Source organism: Achromobacter sp. RW408, from assembly GCF_003184165.1.
GTDB lineage: Bacteria > Pseudomonadota > Gammaproteobacteria > Burkholderiales > Burkholderiaceae_B > Achromobacter > Achromobacter xylosoxidans.
In genome coordinates this window covers 53,381-72,076 of record NZ_QHHO01000047.1, presented here as the reverse complement: position 1 = coordinate 72,076, position 18,696 = coordinate 53,381, and the positions used below count along the sequence as shown (strand labels likewise).

The following is an 18,696-nucleotide window of genomic DNA, read 5'->3' as shown; positions in this document are numbered from 1 at the left end:
CCCCTGACCCACGGAGACCGCGCCATGACGCAGCTTACCGATTCCCCCACCCCCGCGGCCGCCTGCCCGCCCATCCAGGGCCTGCACCATTTCGCCTGGCGTTGCCGTGATGCCGAGGAAACCCGCCGCTTCTACGAAGACATCCTGGGCCTGCCGCTGGTGCACGTGGTAAAGGAAGAACGGGTGCCGTCCACCGGTGAACACTGTCCCTTCGTGCACCTGTTCTTCGAATTCGCCGACCACTCGCACATTGCCTTCTTCGACCTGGGCGACAACGCGCTGAGCCAGCCCGATCCCGGCACGCCGCGCTGGGTCAACCACTTCGCCATGGAAATCCGCGGCGAGGCCGAACTGGAGCGCATGCGCCAGCGCCTGCTGGCGCATGGCGTGGAGGTGGTCGGCCCGACCGACCATCACTTCATCCGCTCGATCTATTTCTTCGACCCCAACGGCATCCGGCTGGAACTGACGGCGCGCCTGCCCGTGGCCGACTACGTGGCGCGCAAGCGCCGCAGCGCCCACGAGGAACTGGCCGCCTGGAACCGCGACAAGGCCGCCGGCCTTAAGCCCGGCGCCACCGGCACCACCAGCCATGCGCGCCACCATGGCGGCGCGGACTGACCCCGAATCCCTTCATTCATCCAGACAAGGAACACGATGAGCAAGCCTTTCGCATCCCAGGCCGACGTGGCGGAAAAGAAGACCTCCTTCGAGCGCCTGTCCGAAAACGCCTACGCCTACATCGCCGACGGCGACCCCAACTCCGGCGTCATCATCGGCGACGACAGCGTGATGGTGGTCGACGCCACCGCCACGCCGGCCATGGCGCGGAACCTGATCCGCGCCATCCGCGGCGTCACCGACAAGCCCATCCGCCACGTCGCGCTGACGCACTACCACGCCGTGCGCGTGCTGGGCGCGTCGGCCTTCGCCGCCGAAGGCGCCGTCAACACCTACGCCAGCCGCGGCACCTACGAGCTGATCGCCGAACGCGGCCAGGCCGACATGGATTCCGAGATCGGCCGCTTCCCGCGCCTGTTCCAGTCCGCCGAGACCATTCCCGGGCTGACCTGGCCCACCACCGTGTTCGAGCGCGAGCTGACCCTGTTCATGGGCAAGCTGGAAGTGCGCATGATGCATCTGGGCGCCGGCCACACGCGTGGCGACTCCATCGTCTGGATTCCCTCGCAAGGCATCTGTTTCGCCGGCGACCTGGTCGAATTCAACGCCGGCGTCTACACCGGCGACGCCTACCTGTCGGACTGGCCGGCCACGCTCGACCGGTTGCAGGCCCTGGCGCCGAAACAGATGGTGCCCGGCCGCGGCCCCGCGCTCACCAGCGCCGGCGCCTGCCGCGAGGCCATCGGCTACACCCGCCGCTGGGTCGAGACGCTGTACGGCTGCGCCCGCCAAGGCGTGAGCGAAGGCAAGGGCCTCAAGCAGGTCTATGAAGACACCCGCCGCGTGATGGACCCCGAGTTCGGCCACGTCGTGATCTACGAACACGCCATTCCCTTCGACATCTCGCGTGCCTTCGACGAAGCCAGCGGCATCACCGACCCGCGCGTCTGGACCGCCCAGCGCGACCGCGAGATGTGGGCCGAACTGACCGCCTGATCCCCTTTCGATATCGCGCGCCGCGTGTCTCGGCGCGCCTGACCACGGAATTGCCACCCATGAAACTCGCCACCCTGAACAACGGCAGCCGCGACGGCCAGCTGGTCGTCGTCAACCGTGACCTGACCCGCATGCGGGCGGTGCCGCACATTGCCGCCACCTTGCAGCAGGCGCTCGATGACTGGGCCCGCTGCGCGCCCTTGCTGCAAGCGGAATGCGACGACCTGCGCGCCAGCGACGGCCAGCCGTTCGATCCGGCACGCTGCGCCGCGCCGCTGCCGCGCGCCTACCAATGGCTGGACGCGTCGGCCTATCTCAATCACGTCGACCTGACCCGCCGCGCCCGTGGCGGAGAAATGCCGCCGTCGTTTCTCACCGATCCCGTGATGTACCAGGGTGCCTCGGATGACTTCATGGGCGCGCGCGACCCCATCACCGCCACCAGTGAAGACCTGGGCGTCGACCTGGAGGCCGAGATCGTGGTGATCACCGACGACGTACCGCAAGGCGTGGACCCCGCGACCGCCCTGGAACACGTGGTGCTGCTGGGCCTGGTGAACGACGTCACCCTGCGCAACGTGGTGCTGCCTGAACTGGCCAAGGGCTTCGGCTTTCTGCAGGGCAAGCCGGCGTCGGCGCTGTCGCCCGTCTTCGTCACGCCCGATGAGCTTGCGCCCTACTGGCGCGACGGCAAGCTGCACCGCGCGATGCAAGTGTGGCTCAACGACCGGTTAATCGGCCAGCCCCAGGCCGGCGAGGAAATGCAATTCCACTTCGGTGAACTCATCGCCCATGCCGCGCGCACGCGCCGGCTGGGCGCCGGCACGATCCTGGGCAGCGGCACCATTTCCAACGCCAGCGACGCAGTCGGCGTGTGCTGCCTGGTCGAAGCGCGGGTGCGCGAACAGCTGCGCGACGGCCAGATGCGCACGCCCTTCCTCAAGCACGGCGACCGCGTCCGCATCGCCATGCGCGACGAGGCCGGCAACAGCCTGTTCGGCGACATCGACCAGCAGGTGCGGATTCCCGGCACCCGCCCGCTGCCCGCCGCCCGGTCGGCGCCGCAAGCCGCCACGGCCTGAAGGGGACTGCGCCATGGCCGAGACATCCTCCCTCACACTGCACAGCTATTGGCGCAGCTCCGCGGCCTACCGCGTGCGCATCGCGCTGGCGCTCAAGGGCCTGCCCTATCGCCAGGTGCCCTGGCAGATGGCCCAGGGCGAACACCTGCAGCCGGCCTACCGCGCGCTGGCGCCGTTCGGCCTGGTGCCGATGCTGGAGATCGACGGGCTGCGCCTGCAGCAGTCGCTCGCCATCATCGAGTACCTGGACGCCCGCCACCCCGAACCCGCGCTGCTGCCGGCCGACCCGGCCGGTCGCGCCCAGGCGCGGGCGCTGGCGCTGCTGGTGGCCTGCGAGGTGCATCCGCTGAACAACCTGCGCGCGCTCAAGCGCCTGCGCGCCCAATTCGGCGCCGACGACGACCAGGTACACGACTGGTACCGCCACTGGTGCGAAGAGGGTTTCCGCGCCTTCGAGGCCGCCCTGCCCGCCAGGCGCGGCCACTATGCCCTGGGCGATGCGCCAACGCTGGTGGAGTGCTGCCTGGTGCCGCAGGTCTACAACGCCTTGCGCTACGGCGTCGACCTGGCGCCATTCACCCAGGTGCGCGCCATCGTCCAGGCCTGCGCCGCGTTGCCCGCCTTCGACGCCGCCCGTCCCGAGAACCAGCCCGATGCGCCACGGCCGGCGCAAGCCGCCGCCTGACGCGACGGCCGGAGCGGGTCTTCATCCGCTCCGGCCAACCCTCGAACAAAAACACAGCGGCACGGTCCGCGCCCCCCACAGGAGACACGCATGCAGACAGATTTCCCCGGACAGGGCGCCGTCGCGCCCGCGTCCGCCGGCGAACGCCGGCCATCCGCGGCGCTGGTCAGCGCCGAGGACCGCAAGGTGCTCGCCGCCACGCTGGTCGGCTCGGCCATCGAGTGGTACGACTACTTCATCTACGTGCAGGCCGCGGGCCTGGTGCTGGGCACGCTGTTCTTCGCCCCCTTCGTGCAGGACAATCCCGAACTGTCGCTGATCCTGTCGTTCGCCACCGTGGGCGTGGCTTTCCTGTTCCGCCCGCTGGGCGCCATCGTCTGCGGCCACCTTGGCGACCGCTATGGCCGCAAGCGCGTGCTGGCCGCCACCCTGATCCTCATGGGCGTATCCACCGCCCTGATCGGCGTGCTGCCGACCTACGCCCAGATCGGGCTGTGGGCGCCAGTGATGCTGGTGGGCTTGCGCGTGCTGCAAGGCTTCTCGGCCGGCGGCGAGTGGGGTGGCGCGGCGCTCATGGCGGTCGAGCACGCGCCGACAGACCAGCGCTCGCTGTTCGGCGCCTTTCCGCAGATCGGCGTGCCGCTGGGCATGATCGTCGCCACGGGCGCGTTGTGGTGCATCACCACCCTGGTCGGCGCGGAGAACTTCATGGCCTGGGGCTGGCGCATCTCCTTCCTGCTGTCGATCGCGCTGATCATCGTCGGCGTCTTCATCCGCCGCGCGGTCGAGGAATCGCCGGTATTCCTGCGCATGCAATCGCGCCGCAGCCACTCCTCGGCGCCGCTGGGCGCGCTGCTGCGCAAGCACCCGCGCCAGATCGCGCTGACCACGCTGATCTTCGTGGGCAACAGCACCGCCGGCTACCTGCTGGTGGGCTTCTTCATCAGCTACGGCAGCCGCGCCCTGCGCATGCCGCCGCAACAGGTGCTGATGATCTGCACCCTGGCCGCCGCCTGCTGGCTCGGCACCACGCTGCTGGGCGGCTGGCTCGGCGACCGCATCGGCCGCGTGCGCACCTTCCAGCTCGGCTACCTGCTGCTGGCGCTGTGGGCCATTCCGATGTGGACCTTCATCGAGTCGGGCGATCCGCTGCAATTCGCCCTGGCGCTGGCCGCGCTGTCGTTGCCGCTGGGCCTGACCTACGGCCCGCAGGCCGCGCTCTACGCCGAGATGTTCCCCGCCGACGTGCGCTATTCCGGCGTGTCGGCCGGCTATGCGCTGGGTTCTATCCTGGGCGGCGCCTTCGCCGCCATGATCGCGCAGTCCATCATCTCCGCCACCGGCCAGTCGTGGCTGGTGGGCGTGTACGTCGTCGTCATGGCCGCGGTCTCGTTCATCGCCGTCACGCTGGTCAAGGACCGGCCCGGCGTCACCCTGCACGCCGAATGACACCCGCCGTCCGGATCCGCGCGGATTCCGGACGGCGCTCCTCCCGCGCAATCGTCCCCGCCCATGACCCGCATCCGACAGCAAGACCTGATCGACTCCATCGCCGGCGCGCTGCAGTACATCAGCCATTACCACTCGCCCGACTACATCGCGCACCTGGCCCGCGCCCATGAACGCGAAGCCAGCGCCCCGGCGCGCGACGCCATGGCGCAGATCCTGGCCAGTTCGCGCCTGGCCGCCATAGGCCGGCGCCCCATCTGCCAGGACACCGGCATCGTCAACGTCTTCCTCAAGGTCGGCATGGACGTGCAATGGACGGACTTCACCGGCAGCCTGGAAGACGCGGTCAACGCCGCTGTGCGGCGCGCCTGGCTGGACCCGGACAATCCGCTGCGCGCCTCGGTCATCGCCGACCCGCTGTTCGCGCGCGCCAACACCCGCGACAACACGCCGGCCGTCACCAGCGTCGAGATCGTGCCGGGCGACCGCCTGGAAATCACCGTCGCGGCCAAGGGTGGCGGCTCGGAAAACAAGGCGCGCCTGGCCATGCTGAACCCCGGCGATAGCGTGGTGGACTGGGTGCTGGCGCAAGTGCCGGCCATGGGCGCCGGCTGGTGTCCGCCCGGCATGCTGGGCATCGGCGTCGGCGGCACCGCCGAAAAGGCCGTGCTGCTGGCCAAGCAAAGCCTGATGCAGCCGCTGGACATGCACACGTTGCAGGCACGCGCCGCCAGCGGCGCAGCGCTTGCCCCTGAAGAGGCGCTGCGCCTGGAACTGTACGAGCGCATCAACGCGCTGGGCATCGGCGCGCAGGGCCTGGGCGGCCTGACGACGGTGCTGGACGTGAAACTCAAGACCTACCCGACCCACGCCGCCGCCAAGCCGGTCGCGCTGATCCCCAACTGCGCCGCCACCCGCCACGTCCGTTTCGTGCTGGACGGCAGCGGGCCGGCGCACCTGGAACCGCCCTCGCTCGACCTGTGGCCCGACCTGGGTCCGTCGGCGCAGGCCGCCACGGCCCGGCGCGTGGACCTGGACACGCTCACCCGCGACGAGGTCACCCGCTGGCGCGCCGGCGAGACCCTGCTGCTGAACGGCCGCATGCTCACCGGCCGCGACGCCGCCCACCAGCGCATCCGCGAGCTGCTGGCGCGGGGCCAGCCGCTACCGGCGGATTTCCGCGGCCGCGTGATCTACTACGTAGGGCCGGTGGATGCCGTGCGCGACGAGGCCGTCGGCCCGGCGGGCCCCACCACCGCCACCCGCATGGACGGCTACACGGACATGATGCTGGAACACACCGGCCTCATCGCCATGGTCGGCAAGGCCGAACGCGGCCCCGACGCGGTCGCCGCGATCCAGCGCCATCGCACCGCCTACCTGATCGCCGTGGGCGGCGCGGCCTACCTGGTGTCCAAGGCGATCCGCCGTGCCCGCGTGGTCGCGTTCGAGGATCTCGGCATGGAGGCAATCTACGAGTTCGACGTGGTCGACATGCCGGTGACGGTGGCGGTGGACGCCTACGGCGGCAACCTGCACGTATCGGGGCCCGCGCAATGGCGCCGCGATATCGGCACGCCGATCCGCATCGAGGCGCCCGGACTCAGTGTCCGGGCATAGCCGGCGTGCCCCGCCGCCTCTTCGCTACCCCAGGTATTCGACGTTGCCGCACACCGAGATGCTCTGGCCGCTGATCATCGCGCCCTCGTCCGAACACAGGAACGCCACCTGGTTGGCGATGTCCTCGGGCTGGGTCATCTTGCGCAGCGACACCTTTTCCACCAACTGCGCGCGCATGGCGTCGTTGCTGACGCCGCCGGCCGCCGCGCGCGCGGCGATGATGCGCTCGACCCGGTCGCCCGCCACCACGCCCGGCAGCACCGAATTGACGCGGATGCCGGACGGTCCCAGTTCCATCGCCCAGGTCTGCGTCAGCCCCGCCAATCCGAATTTGCTGGCGCTGTAGGGGCTGCGCAGCGAAAAGCCCAGCCGGCCCGCGACCGACGAGATATTGATGATGGCCCCGCCGCCCGCCTCGCGCAGCAGCGGCACCGCGCTGCGCGCGCACAGGAACGTGCCGGTCAGGTTGACGTCCAGCGTGGCCTGCCACGCCGCCAGGTCCGTGTCTTCGAGCCGGCTGGTGGGGCCCGAGACGCCGGCATTGTTCACCAGCGCATCCAGTTTTCCCCAGCGTTCGGCCAACTCCGCGAACATGGCCAGCACCTGGGCTTCGTCGGCCACGTCCGTGACGCTGCCGCTCAAGCCGGCGTGCGCCTGCACGGCGGCCTGCACCGCTTCCGCGGCCACATCGCAGATGTGCACTTGCGCGCCAGCGGCCAGGAACTTGCGCGCGATGGCCAGGCCGATGCCCCCCGCGCCGGCGGTGATCAGGACCCGCTTGCCCTTCAACGATTCAATCATCAGGCTACATCCCTGGAAAAATGCCGCACCGCTCTCACAGCGCGAATTCCGGCCGCACCCCGCTGCGCAGCGGCAACCCCATGATCTCGCGCGCCTCGGCGGGCGTCGCGGGCTCCATGTCCAGCTCGCGGATGATGCGCACGATGCGCTCGGTCAGCTGCACATTGGTCGCCAGCTCGCCGTGGCGGTAATACAGGTTGTCTTCCAGGCCCACCCGGGCGTGGCCGCCCAGCAGCAGCGCGCTGATGTTGGCCTCCAGTTGCGACGGCCCGATGCCGCTGACGCAGAAGATGCTGTTCCTGGGCAGCAGGTCCACCATCATCTGCAGGTGGCGCGGCGAGAACGGCATCGCGTTCTGGAAGTTGCGGTGCACATTCATCACCAGGTTGATGAAATGCGGCTCTTCATCCAGTCCTTCGTTGATCAGCGTAGTCGCGTCCTGCAGGATGTGGGTCGGGCTGAACACCTCCCACTCCGGCTTGATGCCGCGCGCCTTCATGCCCGCCGCCAGCTCGCGGGCTCGCGTCAAGGGCGTGTTCATCAGGTATTCGCGGTCGCCGAAGGCCAGATTGAGCGTGGTGGCATCCAGCGTGCACATCTCGGCGCCGGCGTCCATGCCCTTGAGCCGCTCTTCCCACAGGATCTCCCAGGTGCCCGGCGTGGTTTCCTTGACCATGTCGCCGTGCACGCCGCCGCCCGTGGAATTGTTCAGCACGATGTCGCAGCGCTCGCGGATGCGCTGGTTCATGTCGCGGTAGATGGCCGCGTCGCAGGTGGCCTGGTCGTCGGGACGGCGCGCGTGCAGCGCGACCACGCTGGCCCCGGCGTTGTAGCAGCGGTAGACATCCTCGGCGATCTCGGCCGGCTGGGTCGGCAGATGTGGGTTCTGGCTCTTGAACGCCATGCCCCCGGTGGGGGCAATGGTCACGATCACTTTGCGTTTTGCCATGGCGGTTCTCTTATTTCCAAAGGGCGCAGCGGGTCTCGGCCTTGGTGGTGAAGGCCTCGTTGCCATCGATGGTCTGGACCACCTTGAAGTAGTCCCAGGGCGCCTTCGATTCCTCCGGCGTCTTGACCTGCAGCAGGTACATGTCATGCACCACGCGGCCGTCCGGGCGCACCACGCCGTTCTTGATGTACACGTCGTCGAGCTTGTTCTCGCGCAGATACGCCAGCACCTTGTCGGCGTCGTCCGTGCCGGTGGCCTTGACCGCGCGCAGGTACTGGATGGCCGCCGAATAGTCGGCCGCCTGCAGCGACGACGGCATGGCGTTGCGGCGCTCGTAGAACTTCTGCGCCCAGGCCCGCGTCTCGTCCGACGCGTTCCAGTACCAGCTGTCGGTCAGGTACATGCCCTTGGCCGTCTCCAGGCCCATGGCGTGGATATCGTTGATGAACATGATCATGCCGGCCAGCCGCATCGTCTTGGTCAGGCCGAACTCGTTGGCCGCCTTGATCGCGTTGGTGGCGTCCGCGCCGGCATTGGCCAGCGCCAGGATCTCGGCCTTGCTGGCCTGCGCCTGCAGCAGGAACGACGAGAAATCGCTGGTCGACAGCGGATGCTTGACCGACCCGACCACCTTGCCGCCGCCCGCCTCCACCACCTTGGTGGTATCGGCCTGCAGCGCATGGCCAAAGGCATAGTCCGCCGTCAGGATGTACCAGCTCTTGCCGCCCGCCTTCACCACCGCCGCGCCCGTGCCGCGCGCCTGCGCCACGGTGTCGTAGGCATAGTTCAGCGTGTACGGCGTGCACTGCTCGTTGGTCAGGGCCGGCGCGCCCGCGCCCACCACGATGATCGGCTTCTTCTTGTCCGCGGCCACCTTGGACATCGCCAGCGCCGTGCTGGAATTGGTGCCGCCGATCAGCATGTCCAGGCCATGCTGGTCGAACCACTCGCGCGCCTTGGCCGACGCGATGTCCGCCTTGTTCTGGTGGTCCGCCGTCAACAGTTCGATCTTCTTGCCGTTGATCTCGCCGCCCATCTCCTCGATGGCCATCTTGATGGCTTCGGCCCCGCCCGGGCCGTCCGGCCCCGAATAGACGCCGGACATGTCGGTGATGAAGCCGATCCGGATCACGTCGTCGGACACCTGCGCCTGGGCCGCGCCCGCGTGCAGCAGGGCGCCGGCGATGGCGCCGGCCAGGACAGCGCGCGAAAACCTGCGTGGCATTGACAACATACCTGTCTCCTCTTATGGTTTTTTGGCTCTGGGGCCCCGAATATTCTCGGACCGGCCCCAAATGCGAACAGTCATCATGTTGACAAAGCGCCCTAGGGTTTACCTGGGCGCCCTCACCACGGCGGAACGGGGACAACCATGCGCGCAGCAGCGGCCGGAACCGGCCATGAACCTGCCAGCCCGAAGCGGCGAGCCAGGCAAGACCCGGTGGAGCGGATGCTGGCCGTCGTACCCTGGTACAACGGCCTGCCGCAGCTCGAACGCGAGGTGGTGCGGGCCGAACTGCGGGTGGTGTCATTGCAGGCGGGCGAACGCCTGTTCCGCGAGGGCTCGAAGTCCCTGGGCTGGTACGGCGTGGTGGACGGCCTGGTGAAATGGTCGTCGCGCGGCTCGGACGGCAAATCGCTGTCGCTGGCCGGCTTCAGCACCGGCAGCTGGTTCGGCGAGGCCACCATGATCCGCCGCGAGCCGTTCGAATACGAAGTGGTGGCGCTGCGGCCGAGCCAGGTCGCGATCCTGCCGCGCGACACCTGCGAACGCCTATGGAACAACAATATCGAGTTCACCAAGGCGCTGATGATGCACCTGGCGCAGCGCGTCAACTGGCTGATGGCCAGCTATACCGGCAACGTGCTGCTGGACGTCGACACCACCGTGGCCCGCGCCGTCGCCGCGCAGCTGAACGCCGAGCAGCATTCCGGCACCAATGGCCGCCTCAAGATCTCGCAGGAAGAGATCGCCAGCCTGTGCGGCGTGTCGCGCCAGCGCTGCAACACCGCCCTGACCCGGCTGGCGCGGGAAGGCATACTGCAGACCCACTATGGCGGGATGACGATCCTGGACCGGGAGGGGCTGTACCGTTGCGCGAAACTGAACCGCGAGCCGGCGGATCATCCGGCGGACATGCCGGGGTAGGCCTCAGCGCATATCGCGCAGCGTAGCCGGCGCGCCCGCCCGCGCGGCCGAGTCAGGCGGTCGCGCCCCGTGACCGGCGCAACCGCACCACCCGCTCCGCGCCCACCGCCCTGGCCCGCAGCTGGCCGCAGCCGCCATCCACATCCTGCCCGGCGCTGTTGCGCACCTTCGTCAGGACGCCGCGGCGGTGCAGGATACGGACGATCTCGCGGATGCGTTCGGTCTCGGGACGCTGGTAGTCGTCGCCCTCCAGGCTGTTGAAGGGGATGACGTTGAGCACGCCGAATTTGCCCTTGAGCAGGTGCGGGATGGCGTCGAGTTCGTCGTCGCCGTCATTGACGCCCTTGAGCAGCGTCCATTGGTACTGAATCGGGTAGCCCGTGTCACGGGCGTATCGTTCGCCCATTTCCACCAAATCTTGCGGCGCGATCTTCGGCGCGCGCGGCAACAGGTGTTCGCGCAGTTCGGCCCGGGTCGTATGCAGCGACAGCGCCAGCGCGGGCTTGACGGGTTGCCGCGGCAGCGCCTCGAACACGCGCGGATCGCCCACGGTGGAGAACACCAGGTTCTTGTGGCCGATATTGCCTTCGGTGCCGAGCAGGTTGATGGCTTCGAGCACGTTGTCCAGGTTGTGCGCCGGCTCGCCCATGCCCATGAAAACGACTTTCTTGACCGCGCGCTGCCGCCGCGCCAGCACCACCTGCGCCAGGATCTCCATGCTGGCGACCTGGCGGATCAGGCCGCTCTTGCCGGTCATGCAGAACCGGCAGCCGACCGCGCAGCCGACCTGGGTGGAAACACAGAGTCCGTCGCGCGGCAGCAGCACGCTTTCCACCATCTGGCCGTCGGCCAGGTCGACCAGCAGGCGCGAGCCATCGTGGCCGGTATGTTCGGAGCGGACGCGCGCCAGGCCGTCCAGCTCCGCGGACAGGGCGGGCAGCGCCTCGCGCAGCGCCAGTGGCAGATAGTTGTCGAAGCGCCGCCGCCACGTGTCGCTGTCGAACGCCTGACCGGTCAGCCAGGCGCGCATGACCCGGCCGCGATGGGCCGGTTGGGCGCCCAGGGCGGCGAGACGTTGGTCGAAATCGGAATAGCGCATGGGGAGCGGATTTTACCGCGCCCGGCCAGAAGCAACGGCAGGCGGTCGGGCAAGGACCATGGCCTTGCCGGCATCGCGGGAATCGGAGCGTTCCAAAAGTTGCGTCCGACCTAGACAGGCACGCCGCGCGCCCGCAGCAGGTCATCTATGCGCGCGGCATCCGGCCGGCCGGCGGCGTTCTGTTCCCGGATGCTCGCTTCGCGCCGCAGGTGCAGGGTTACCCGCTCTGCCAGGCCATGCAGCACCTTGCGAGGGACGGCAATCGCGCCATCCGTGTCGCCGATCACAAGATCCCCGGGGACGATGTCTATGCCGCCGCACACCACCGGCACGTTGATTTCGCCCGGCCCCTGCTTTTCCGGCCCTTGCGGCGTATGGCCGCGCGCATAGACAGGGACCTTGCCGTCAGCCCACTCATCAAGATCGCGGATAGCGCCGTCCACCACAAACCCGCCCAGCCCCTTCGCCAGCGCCGTGGCGCGCATCAGTCCCCCCACCAGCGCGCGGGACAGGTAGCCTGCCCCATCGACGACGATGACGTCGCCCGTGCGCGCCATCAGCAATGCCTTGTGGATCATGAGGTTGTCGCCGGGACGCACGCGAACGGTCAGGGCGGGACCGCACAGCTTCGCCCCCGCAGCGCCGTGGAAAGGCCGCAGGCCAATACAGGCAACCTGCAGGCCGGCGCAGTCCGCCACCACCGCGGCCGGTGCGGCCCGGAAGAAGTCGACACAACCGTCGGGCAGGGCATCGGCACAGGGCTTGATCAAGTAGCCCGTCGGCCAGGATGTGCGCGGAGAATCTTGTGACATTCGATATTCCAGAAGAAGAATGCGCCGCGCCGGCGGCGCGCAGGAGACCGCGTGGAAATTATGGCGATGCGCGCAGGCGACGTAAACGTTGCTTCGACGAATCAACCTGGACGCCGCGCGCCGCCGCGCTCATGATGAGCCGGCGTTGCATCCAACCAGAACGATCCCGCCGCGCGGGAATGGGGAGAACCACCATGGCCGTGAGCCACCATATCAAGACCATCCTGGCATGCGCCCTGGCCTTGCCAATCCCGCCTGCCGACGCTTCGCCCGCGTCCGCGCCGGACCCGGGCGAATTGTCGATCGCCGAAATGCTCCAGGCGCAAGCCGCGGGCCGCATCCGTTGCGCAGACGTCGCGCGCAATGCGCTGGCAACGATCAGGCAGCGGGACCCGCAACTCAAGGCGTTCATCTCGGTCAACCCGGACCTGCTCGCGGACGCGCAGAAGCTGGATGCGCTTCGGCGCGCGGGCACGGTGTTGCCGTTGCATTGCATACCGATAGCGGTCAAAGACAACCTCGACGCAAAAGGCATGGCCACGACAGGGGGCTCCGTTCTATTGCATGGCAATGTGGCGGGCGAAGACGCGGACGCGCTGAGCCGGTTGCGCGACGCGGGCGCGCTGTTCATAGGTAAAACGAACCTTGACGAGCTCGCCGTGGCCGGCAGCACCATCAGTTCGCTGGGCGGCCAGACGCTCAATGCCTACGATCCCACGCGATTTGCCGCCGGCTCCAGCGGCGGCTCAGCGGTGGCCGTGGCCACCGGCATGAGCCTGTGCGCGCTGGGCACCGAAACCGTCAATTCACTGCGCAACGCCGCCAGTTCCGCTGGCGTGGTGGCGCTGCGCAGCACGGCCGGGCTGGTCAGTCGGCGCGGCGCCATCGCGCAGTCCTCGACCATGGACGTGGTCGGCCCAATCTGCCGGTCGGTGGACGACGCCGCGCGGGTGCTTGCCGTCATGGCAGATCCGCGGCCTGCCGGCGCCGAGGCGGCGCGCGCGGCAACGGCTCTGCGGGCGGGCCCGCCGGCGCGCGCGTCCCTGGCCGGCAAGCGTTTCGGCGTGCTGGCGAACCTGTTCGGCAAAGGTCCCGAACACGAGCCGGTGAATGCGATCATACGCACGGCGCTGGACGCCCTGCGCGCGCAAGGAGCGCAAATCGTCGAGATTGACGACGCGGAATTCGATTCCGACTTGGGCAGCAAGCGGCTCAACGTGGCCAACTATGAGTTCGGCCCATTGTTCGAGGCGTTCCTGGCGCGCCTGCCCACGGGCGCCGGGCCGGCCTCGCTGCGCGCATATGTGGCCGCGGGCCGGTATCCCGCCGGGATGAGCAAGTTCCTGCAGCAGGCCGTGGCCTGGCAGGACCCTCTTGCCATGCCGGAGTACCGCGAGGCACTGCGCTACGGCGACACACTACGCCGCAAGATGTTGGACTTGATGGACACCCAGGCGCTGGACGCCATGGTCTACCCGGCACAGAAGCGCCCCCCCTTGGCCGTGGGCGATGCCCCCAGGCCGGAACGCAACGGCATATTCGCATCGGCCCTGGGATTCCCGGCGATCGACCTGCCGGCCGGCTTCACGCCACCCGACGCTGGCGCGCCAGTCGGATTGCCGGTCGGACTGGACATGCTGGCCAGGCCCGGCGACGACGTGCGCCTGTTGGGGCTGGCGCTGGCCGTCGAGCAGACCTTGCAGGCCCGCCGCAAACCACCGACCGCGGATCGGCGTTGACGGCGCTGCACGCCCTTTCCCGGGCCAACGGCACCTAGTCCGGCACGTAGCGCGCCCGGGGCCGGATGAGCAGCGGCGAACTGTACTGCTCCAGGGCGTGCGCGTTCCAACCGACGATTCTGCTGACCACGAAAATGCGCTCGCACGCGTCCGTCGGCAGGCGCAGCAGATGCGTGACCGCGGCCAAGGCAAAATCGTTCTTGGGCAGCAGGCCCTGACTGGAGCGGGCAGCATGGAGCAGCCCGTCGATGCGCGCCATATCGCGGCCGGACGCGATGCCCCGGAGGTCATCGAGAAGGGCCGTCGCGCGCGGGTCGCCCTTGGGATAGAGCGGATGGTTGAAGCCCGGCAACGCCTGGCCTGTCGCCACGTGGGCGGCCACCAACGCGGCTGGTTCCTCGCCGCGCAATGTCGCGCCAGTCAAGGCCATCACCGCCGAAAAGTTCGCGTGTTTGACGCCGCTGGCCGCACAACAACCCGCAAGGGTGGCGGCATAGGGCGATGCCATGGTCGAGGCGACGCAGCGCAACGCGAAGCTGGACGGATTCAGCTCGTGGTCGGCGTGCAGCACGAGCGCGCGTCGGATGATGTCGGCCGCGCCGGCCGGCACGCCCCAGGCGCGCGCCATGGTCTCGTGTATCGCAGCGCCATGCAGCTCATCGCCAACCGCGAGGATCGCGCCGGCGCGCAGGATGCGGCTGGCGTGCCTAAGCTGCTCGTCGCGGCTCAGCGCCTCGCGCACGTGCAGCCGATCCATGTTCGTGAGCAGCCATTGATGAAAGCGCGGCAGAAAGCGCTCGCCGCCCGCGCCGGCGTCCTCCGCCACATCCGCGCGGCCCGTCTCGGGCAGGCTATCCACGTCCCAAAGCAAGGCCGCCGTCTGCTCGAGCGTGGCGGTCGCGCTGAAAGCGATGGCGTCCTGGCCGCGAAACCACGGTCTGCCGGCCTTGATGGCGCAGACCTGGCTGTCCATCACTGGCAATCCGAAACTGAGCGAAGCCCGCGCGGCGCTGCCCGCGCTGCGGCCGCGATCGCGCTTGCGCGCGTATTCCTCGACCTCCGCCCTGTTGTACTGGCTGTTGCCCGTGACGGGATCGATTACGCGGCCGATGCGGCCACGGCTGACGTAGGAGTAGAGCGTGCGCAGGGATATCCCGAGCAACTTCGCCGCCTCATCGGATCCGATCAGCGGAATCCGCTTTTTTTCGCGGGATATGTGGCTTTCCATGCATTGATTCGGCGAATCTACGTTGACCCGAATAGTGTGGCCGATAAGATCGTCGAACACAACACAGCGAGGCTTCGTGCCTCGGTCCCATCAATGCGATCACGGCGGAGGAGCCCACGGCATGCGCAGCCATTCAATCATCCTGGAAACTCGAAAAACAGGCGCGGCCGCCCGCGTCGCGGACGTAAGCCTGCACGTGGCCGGCGTCGCGCCGCGGTCGAACTGGAGCTTCCTGAAGCTCATCATGGACGACGGTCGCCATGGCTGGGGCGAGCTGACGTTGCGCGCCCATGAGGGTGCGATGAGTGCCATCCTGGCACGCTTGATGCCGTCTATCCGCAACCTGACGCTGGACGAACTCGCCACGCTTTGCAAAGCCTACCCCGGCATGCCCGCAGGGCGCGCGGGCAATGCGGTTATCAGTGCGCTGGATCAGGCCAGCCTCGACCTCGCCGGCCAGTATCTGGACCTGCCAATCTGCGATCTGTGGGGCCGAGCCGATCGCACGCCGCTGCGGTCCTACGCGACCGTCAATCGCAGTGTCAGGGAACGCACGCCGGCGGGTTTTGCCCAAGCCTGCAAGGCCGCCGTCGGCGCGGGCTTCCAGGGCATCAAGATCATGCCGTTCGATGCGGTGACGCCGCGGACGGCATCGTCCGCCGAGGGCGTGGCGGAGGCCGCGCGCGCCGTGCAGCGCATCCTGGCGGTGCGCGACGCGATCGGGCCGGACCTGCCGCTGATGGTCGACTGCCACTGGCGCCTCGATGGCGACGCCGCCAGGCGCTTCATCGATGATTTGTCCGACGCCCGCCTGCATTGGCTCGAATGTCCCGTACCGGAGTCCCCCGAATGGCACGACAGCATCCGCGCGTTGCGCAGGCATGCGAACCATGCCGGCATGCGACTGGCCGGCGCCGAGAACATCATCGGCGTGGCCGGCGCATTGCCTTTCGTGGCGCAAGGGCTGTACGACGTCATCATGCCGGATATCAAGTACTGCGGCGGCTATGGCGAATTCGCCCGCATCGCCGCCTTGGCGGCCGGTCACGATATCGCCGTCTCGCCGCATAACCCTTCGGGCCCGGTGGCCCATGCGCACACCGTGCATGTGTGCGCGGCGCTCGGCATCACCGAGGCGGTCGAACAGCAGTTCGCCGAGTCGCCGTTGTTCGAGACCGGTGTGCGCGGCAACGCGTCCGTGCTGCGCGACGGCCATTTCCGCGCGAGCGCCGAACCCGGCCTGGGGATCGTCGTCGACGAGGCCATCCTGGACGGCCACCCGCCCGGCGACGTCGCGCTGTCGCTGTTCGACCCCAGCTTCGCTTGACGCACCGGACAGGGTGCAGGAGACACACATGAACGAACGACGCAAATTCCTCACAACAACGATGGCCCTGGCGGCTGGCGCGGCGCTACGGCCAGCCTGGGCGGCTGCGGGATACCCCGAGCGGCCGATACGGTTGGTCGTGCCCTATGCGCCAGGAGGCGGCTCCGACGTGCTGGCGCGCGTGGTGGCGCGCGGCCTGACGGACAGGCTGGGCGTCAGTGTGGTGGTGGAAAATCGCGGCGGCGCGGGCGGCGCCATGGGACTGGAGGCGGTGGTACGCTCGCAGCCCGACGGCTACACCCTGGTCCTGCTGTCCACCTCGCACGCCACCAACGGCGCGGTAATGCGGCTGAACTATGACGTTGTCAAGGACACCAGCGCCGTGGGGATGATCGCGTCCGGTCCCTGGTTGCTCGTAGCAGGAAAGGAAACCGGCTTCACCCGCCTGGCGGATCTGCTGCGCGCGGCGAAGGAAAAACCCGGCAGTCTGAACTACGCCAGCTCGGGCACCGGATCGTCGACGCATCTGGCCACCGAGCTGTTCGCCCGCAGAGCCGGAATTTCGGTCTCCCACGTGCCATACCGTAGCACCGGTCTGGCCTTGACCGATCTGCTGGCCGGTCGGGTTCAGTTCATGTTGGCGAGCACGGCGTCGGTGACCCCCTATGTCCGCGATGGGCGGTTGGCGGCCTTGTGCGTATCAACCGAGAACCGCAGCAGCCTGTTGCCCGATATCCCGACAGCGCCGGAGGCCGGCGTTCCAGGATTCTCCGCGACCTTGTGGCATGGCCTCTCGGCGCCAGCGGGAACCCCGGACGCGGTGGTCAGCCTGCTCAACGCACGCTTGTCCGAGGCGTTGCAAGCGCCCGCGCTGCGGGAACAGTTCGCCAGGGAAGGGCTGGAACCCAAATCCTCCACGCCCCAGGCGTTCGCCGGGCTGGTAGCCAGCGAAGTCGAGATGTGGCGAGAGGCTGTCAAGACAGCGGGTATAAAGCCGGAATGACGGGCCTTGGCGCCGAGTCTGCCGTCCAGCCCTACCCCGCAATGGCCTGGGCCAGTTGCTGAATGGACAGCGGCGCGCAGCCCTCGGCGTCGTTGCTGACCGTCACGTAGGCCGGCTGGCCCGCGCCCGTAATGCCGCGGACCGTGCGCGCCAGCGCCGTGCGCGTGGGGATGTCCTCGCTGAGGATGGCATTGAACGGATCATGCTTCTTCTGCGCGTCGGCATAACCGTATGCGCCGAACACGCGGTTCAGGTTCCAGCGGCAGACCAGCGGCCCCGGCCATAGCGCGCGCAGCATCGGCAGTTGCGCGTCGATCGGCGGCATCTTGCCATGCAGCCCCAGGCAGAAGGTGGCGCCATGCGCCTTGAGCGTGTCGACCAGCGCCCGGCCCAGCAGTTCCGGGGCGCGCACTTCCACGGCGACGATCACGGCATCATGCGCGGACAATGCCTCACGCACGGCGGCCAGCATGCGCCCCAGTTTCTCGAACAGCGATGCCGAGCGGCTCAACATGCCCAGCGGCAACGGACTCAGCTGGAACACCAGCACACCGAGCTTGGCCCCCAGGCCTTCGAGCGCCGGGCGCACGAATTCCTGGACAGCCACCGACGGGTCGAGGAAAAGCGGATTGGCCTGCCGCGTCCTGCCTGCTTCGCCACGCACCTGGGCATCGGTAACGCTGGCGGGGCATTTGACGACGAAACGGAAATCCTCATCGACCTGCCCCGCATAAGCGGCGTACTGGCTCGCCGTCAACGGCTGCCAGAACGTGCGGTCCACGCAGACCGTGCGCAAAAGCGGATGCTGGTGGTAGGCGCCCAGGCCGTGCCTGGACAGCGTGCTCGAATCATATTCGCCGTCCCAGACCAACCCTTCCCAGCCGGGGTACGACCAGGTGGAGACGCCAAAGCGCAACTGCGCCGGCAACTGCCCCGCGAGCGCGCTCCATTCCTGCCCCGCAGGCGCGGGCAGCACCCTGGCCATGCTCCGGAGGGCGGAAAGGTCGGGATTGGCACGAGACGCGGCCTGATCCGGCGTGTTGGCCGGCGGCACGGGCAGCGCATCGCCGAAAAGATCGTCTTGCATACTTGTGGTTCTGGCACGGGGATGGGCTATAGGGTACTTGAATCGCGCC

At 68.4% G+C, this 18,696-nt stretch carries 17 protein-coding genes; 10 read left to right on the top strand and 7 right to left on the bottom strand.

The window, feature by feature from the left end:
• Positions 1–24: 24 nt before the first annotated feature.
• The 6 genes from DK459_RS16620 to DK459_RS16595 all read left to right on the top strand — a co-directional run bounded on the left by DK459_RS16620 (position 25) and on the right by DK459_RS16595 (position 6,453).
• Positions 25–621 (top strand): VOC family protein, encoded by a 597-nt coding sequence (locus tag DK459_RS16620; RefSeq protein ID WP_006385784.1) that lies wholly within the window; start codon positions 25–27, stop codon positions 619–621.
• Positions 622–657: 36 nt separating this feature from the next.
• Entirely contained in the window at positions 658–1,617 is a 960-nt protein-coding gene (locus DK459_RS16615; RefSeq protein ID WP_006385783.1) for an MBL fold metallo-hydrolase, read from the top strand.
• Between the two features lie 59 nt (positions 1,618–1,676).
• Positions 1,677–2,699: a fumarylacetoacetate hydrolase family protein gene (locus DK459_RS16610; RefSeq protein ID WP_006385782.1), complete on the top strand. Its 1,023-nt coding sequence runs from the start codon at positions 1,677–1,679 to the stop codon at positions 2,697–2,699.
• Positions 2,700–2,712: 13 nt separating this feature from the next.
• The gene (gene maiA, locus DK459_RS16605) at positions 2,713–3,384 is read left to right on the top strand and encodes a maleylacetoacetate isomerase (RefSeq protein WP_006385781.1); all 672 of its coding nucleotides are present in this window, start codon (positions 2,713–2,715) and stop codon (positions 3,382–3,384) included.
• A gap of 90 nt (positions 3,385–3,474) precedes the next feature.
• Entirely contained in the window at positions 3,475–4,833 is a 1,359-nt protein-coding gene (locus tag DK459_RS16600; RefSeq protein WP_199234293.1) for an MFS transporter, read from the top strand.
• A 63-nt stretch (positions 4,834–4,896) separates the two neighbouring features.
• Positions 4,897–6,453: a fumarate hydratase gene (locus tag DK459_RS16595; protein ID WP_110134915.1), complete on the top strand. Its 1,557-nt coding sequence runs from the start codon at positions 4,897–4,899 to the stop codon at positions 6,451–6,453.
• Positions 6,454–6,477: 24 nt separating this feature from the next.
• Here DK459_RS16595 and DK459_RS16590 read toward each other — a convergent pair whose 3' ends face one another.
• From DK459_RS16590 to DK459_RS16580, 3 genes are read right to left on the bottom strand one after another with little or no spacing between them, the layout of a single operon-like run.
• Complete coding sequence (locus DK459_RS16590; RefSeq protein WP_020926223.1) at positions 6,478–7,254, bottom strand: SDR family oxidoreductase; 777 nt, start codon at positions 7,252–7,254, stop codon at positions 6,478–6,480.
• A 34-nt stretch (positions 7,255–7,288) separates the two neighbouring features.
• Positions 7,289–8,203 carry a 3-keto-5-aminohexanoate cleavage protein gene (locus tag DK459_RS16585; RefSeq protein ID WP_024070480.1) on the bottom strand — a complete coding sequence of 305 codons (915 nt, stop codon included), beginning with the start codon at positions 8,201–8,203 and terminating at the stop codon, positions 7,289–7,291.
• Positions 8,204–8,213: 10 nt separating this feature from the next.
• Positions 8,214–9,437 (bottom strand): ABC transporter substrate-binding protein, encoded by a 1,224-nt coding sequence (locus DK459_RS16580; RefSeq protein ID WP_110134914.1) that lies wholly within the window; start codon positions 9,435–9,437, stop codon positions 8,214–8,216.
• A 216-nt stretch (positions 9,438–9,653) separates the two neighbouring features.
• Here DK459_RS16580 and DK459_RS16575 point away from each other — a divergent pair, with 216 nt between their 5' ends.
• Positions 9,654–10,352 carry a Crp/Fnr family transcriptional regulator gene (locus DK459_RS16575; RefSeq protein WP_020926220.1) on the top strand — a complete coding sequence of 233 codons (699 nt, stop codon included), beginning with the start codon at positions 9,654–9,656 and terminating at the stop codon, positions 10,350–10,352.
• Between the two features lie 52 nt (positions 10,353–10,404).
• On the opposite strand, the gene DK459_RS16570 is transcribed toward DK459_RS16575, so the two are convergent.
• Together DK459_RS16570 and DK459_RS16565 are read right to left on the bottom strand one after the other, a co-directional pair.
• The gene (locus DK459_RS16570; RefSeq protein WP_110134913.1) at positions 10,405–11,451 is read right to left on the bottom strand and encodes an RNA methyltransferase; all 1,047 of its coding nucleotides are present in this window, start codon (positions 11,449–11,451) and stop codon (positions 10,405–10,407) included.
• A 110-nt stretch (positions 11,452–11,561) separates the two neighbouring features.
• On the bottom strand, positions 11,562–12,368 hold the full coding sequence (locus tag DK459_RS16565) for an RraA family protein (RefSeq protein ID WP_233256815.1): 807 nt from the start codon (positions 12,366–12,368) through the stop codon (positions 11,562–11,564).
• A gap of 89 nt (positions 12,369–12,457) precedes the next feature.
• On the opposite strand from DK459_RS16565, the gene DK459_RS16560 reads away from it, so the two are divergent.
• The gene (locus tag DK459_RS16560) at positions 12,458–14,002 is read left to right on the top strand and encodes an amidase (RefSeq protein WP_158288275.1); all 1,545 of its coding nucleotides are present in this window, start codon (positions 12,458–12,460) and stop codon (positions 14,000–14,002) included.
• A 34-nt stretch (positions 14,003–14,036) separates the two neighbouring features.
• Here DK459_RS16560 and DK459_RS16555 read toward each other — a convergent pair whose 3' ends face one another.
• Positions 14,037–15,290: a citrate synthase family protein gene (locus DK459_RS16555; protein ID WP_123767372.1), complete on the bottom strand. Its 1,254-nt coding sequence runs from the start codon at positions 15,288–15,290 to the stop codon at positions 14,037–14,039.
• A 61-nt stretch (positions 15,291–15,351) separates the two neighbouring features.
• Here DK459_RS16555 and DK459_RS16550 point away from each other — a divergent pair, with 61 nt between their 5' ends.
• Positions 15,352–16,557, top strand: a complete 1,206-nt coding sequence (locus DK459_RS16550; RefSeq protein WP_054516382.1) for a mandelate racemase/muconate lactonizing enzyme family protein — start codon at positions 15,352–15,354, stop codon at positions 16,555–16,557.
• Between the two features lie 28 nt (positions 16,558–16,585).
• A complete protein-coding gene (locus DK459_RS16545; RefSeq protein WP_006385769.1) occupies positions 16,586–17,560 on the top strand; it encodes a tripartite tricarboxylate transporter substrate binding protein in 975 nt (324 codons plus the stop codon).
• Positions 17,561–17,591: 31 nt separating this feature from the next.
• Here DK459_RS16545 and DK459_RS16540 read toward each other — a convergent pair whose 3' ends face one another.
• Positions 17,592–18,647 (bottom strand): DUF72 domain-containing protein, encoded by a 1,056-nt coding sequence (locus DK459_RS16540; protein ID WP_110134911.1) that lies wholly within the window; start codon positions 18,645–18,647, stop codon positions 17,592–17,594.
• Positions 18,648–18,696: the final 49 nt, after the last annotated feature.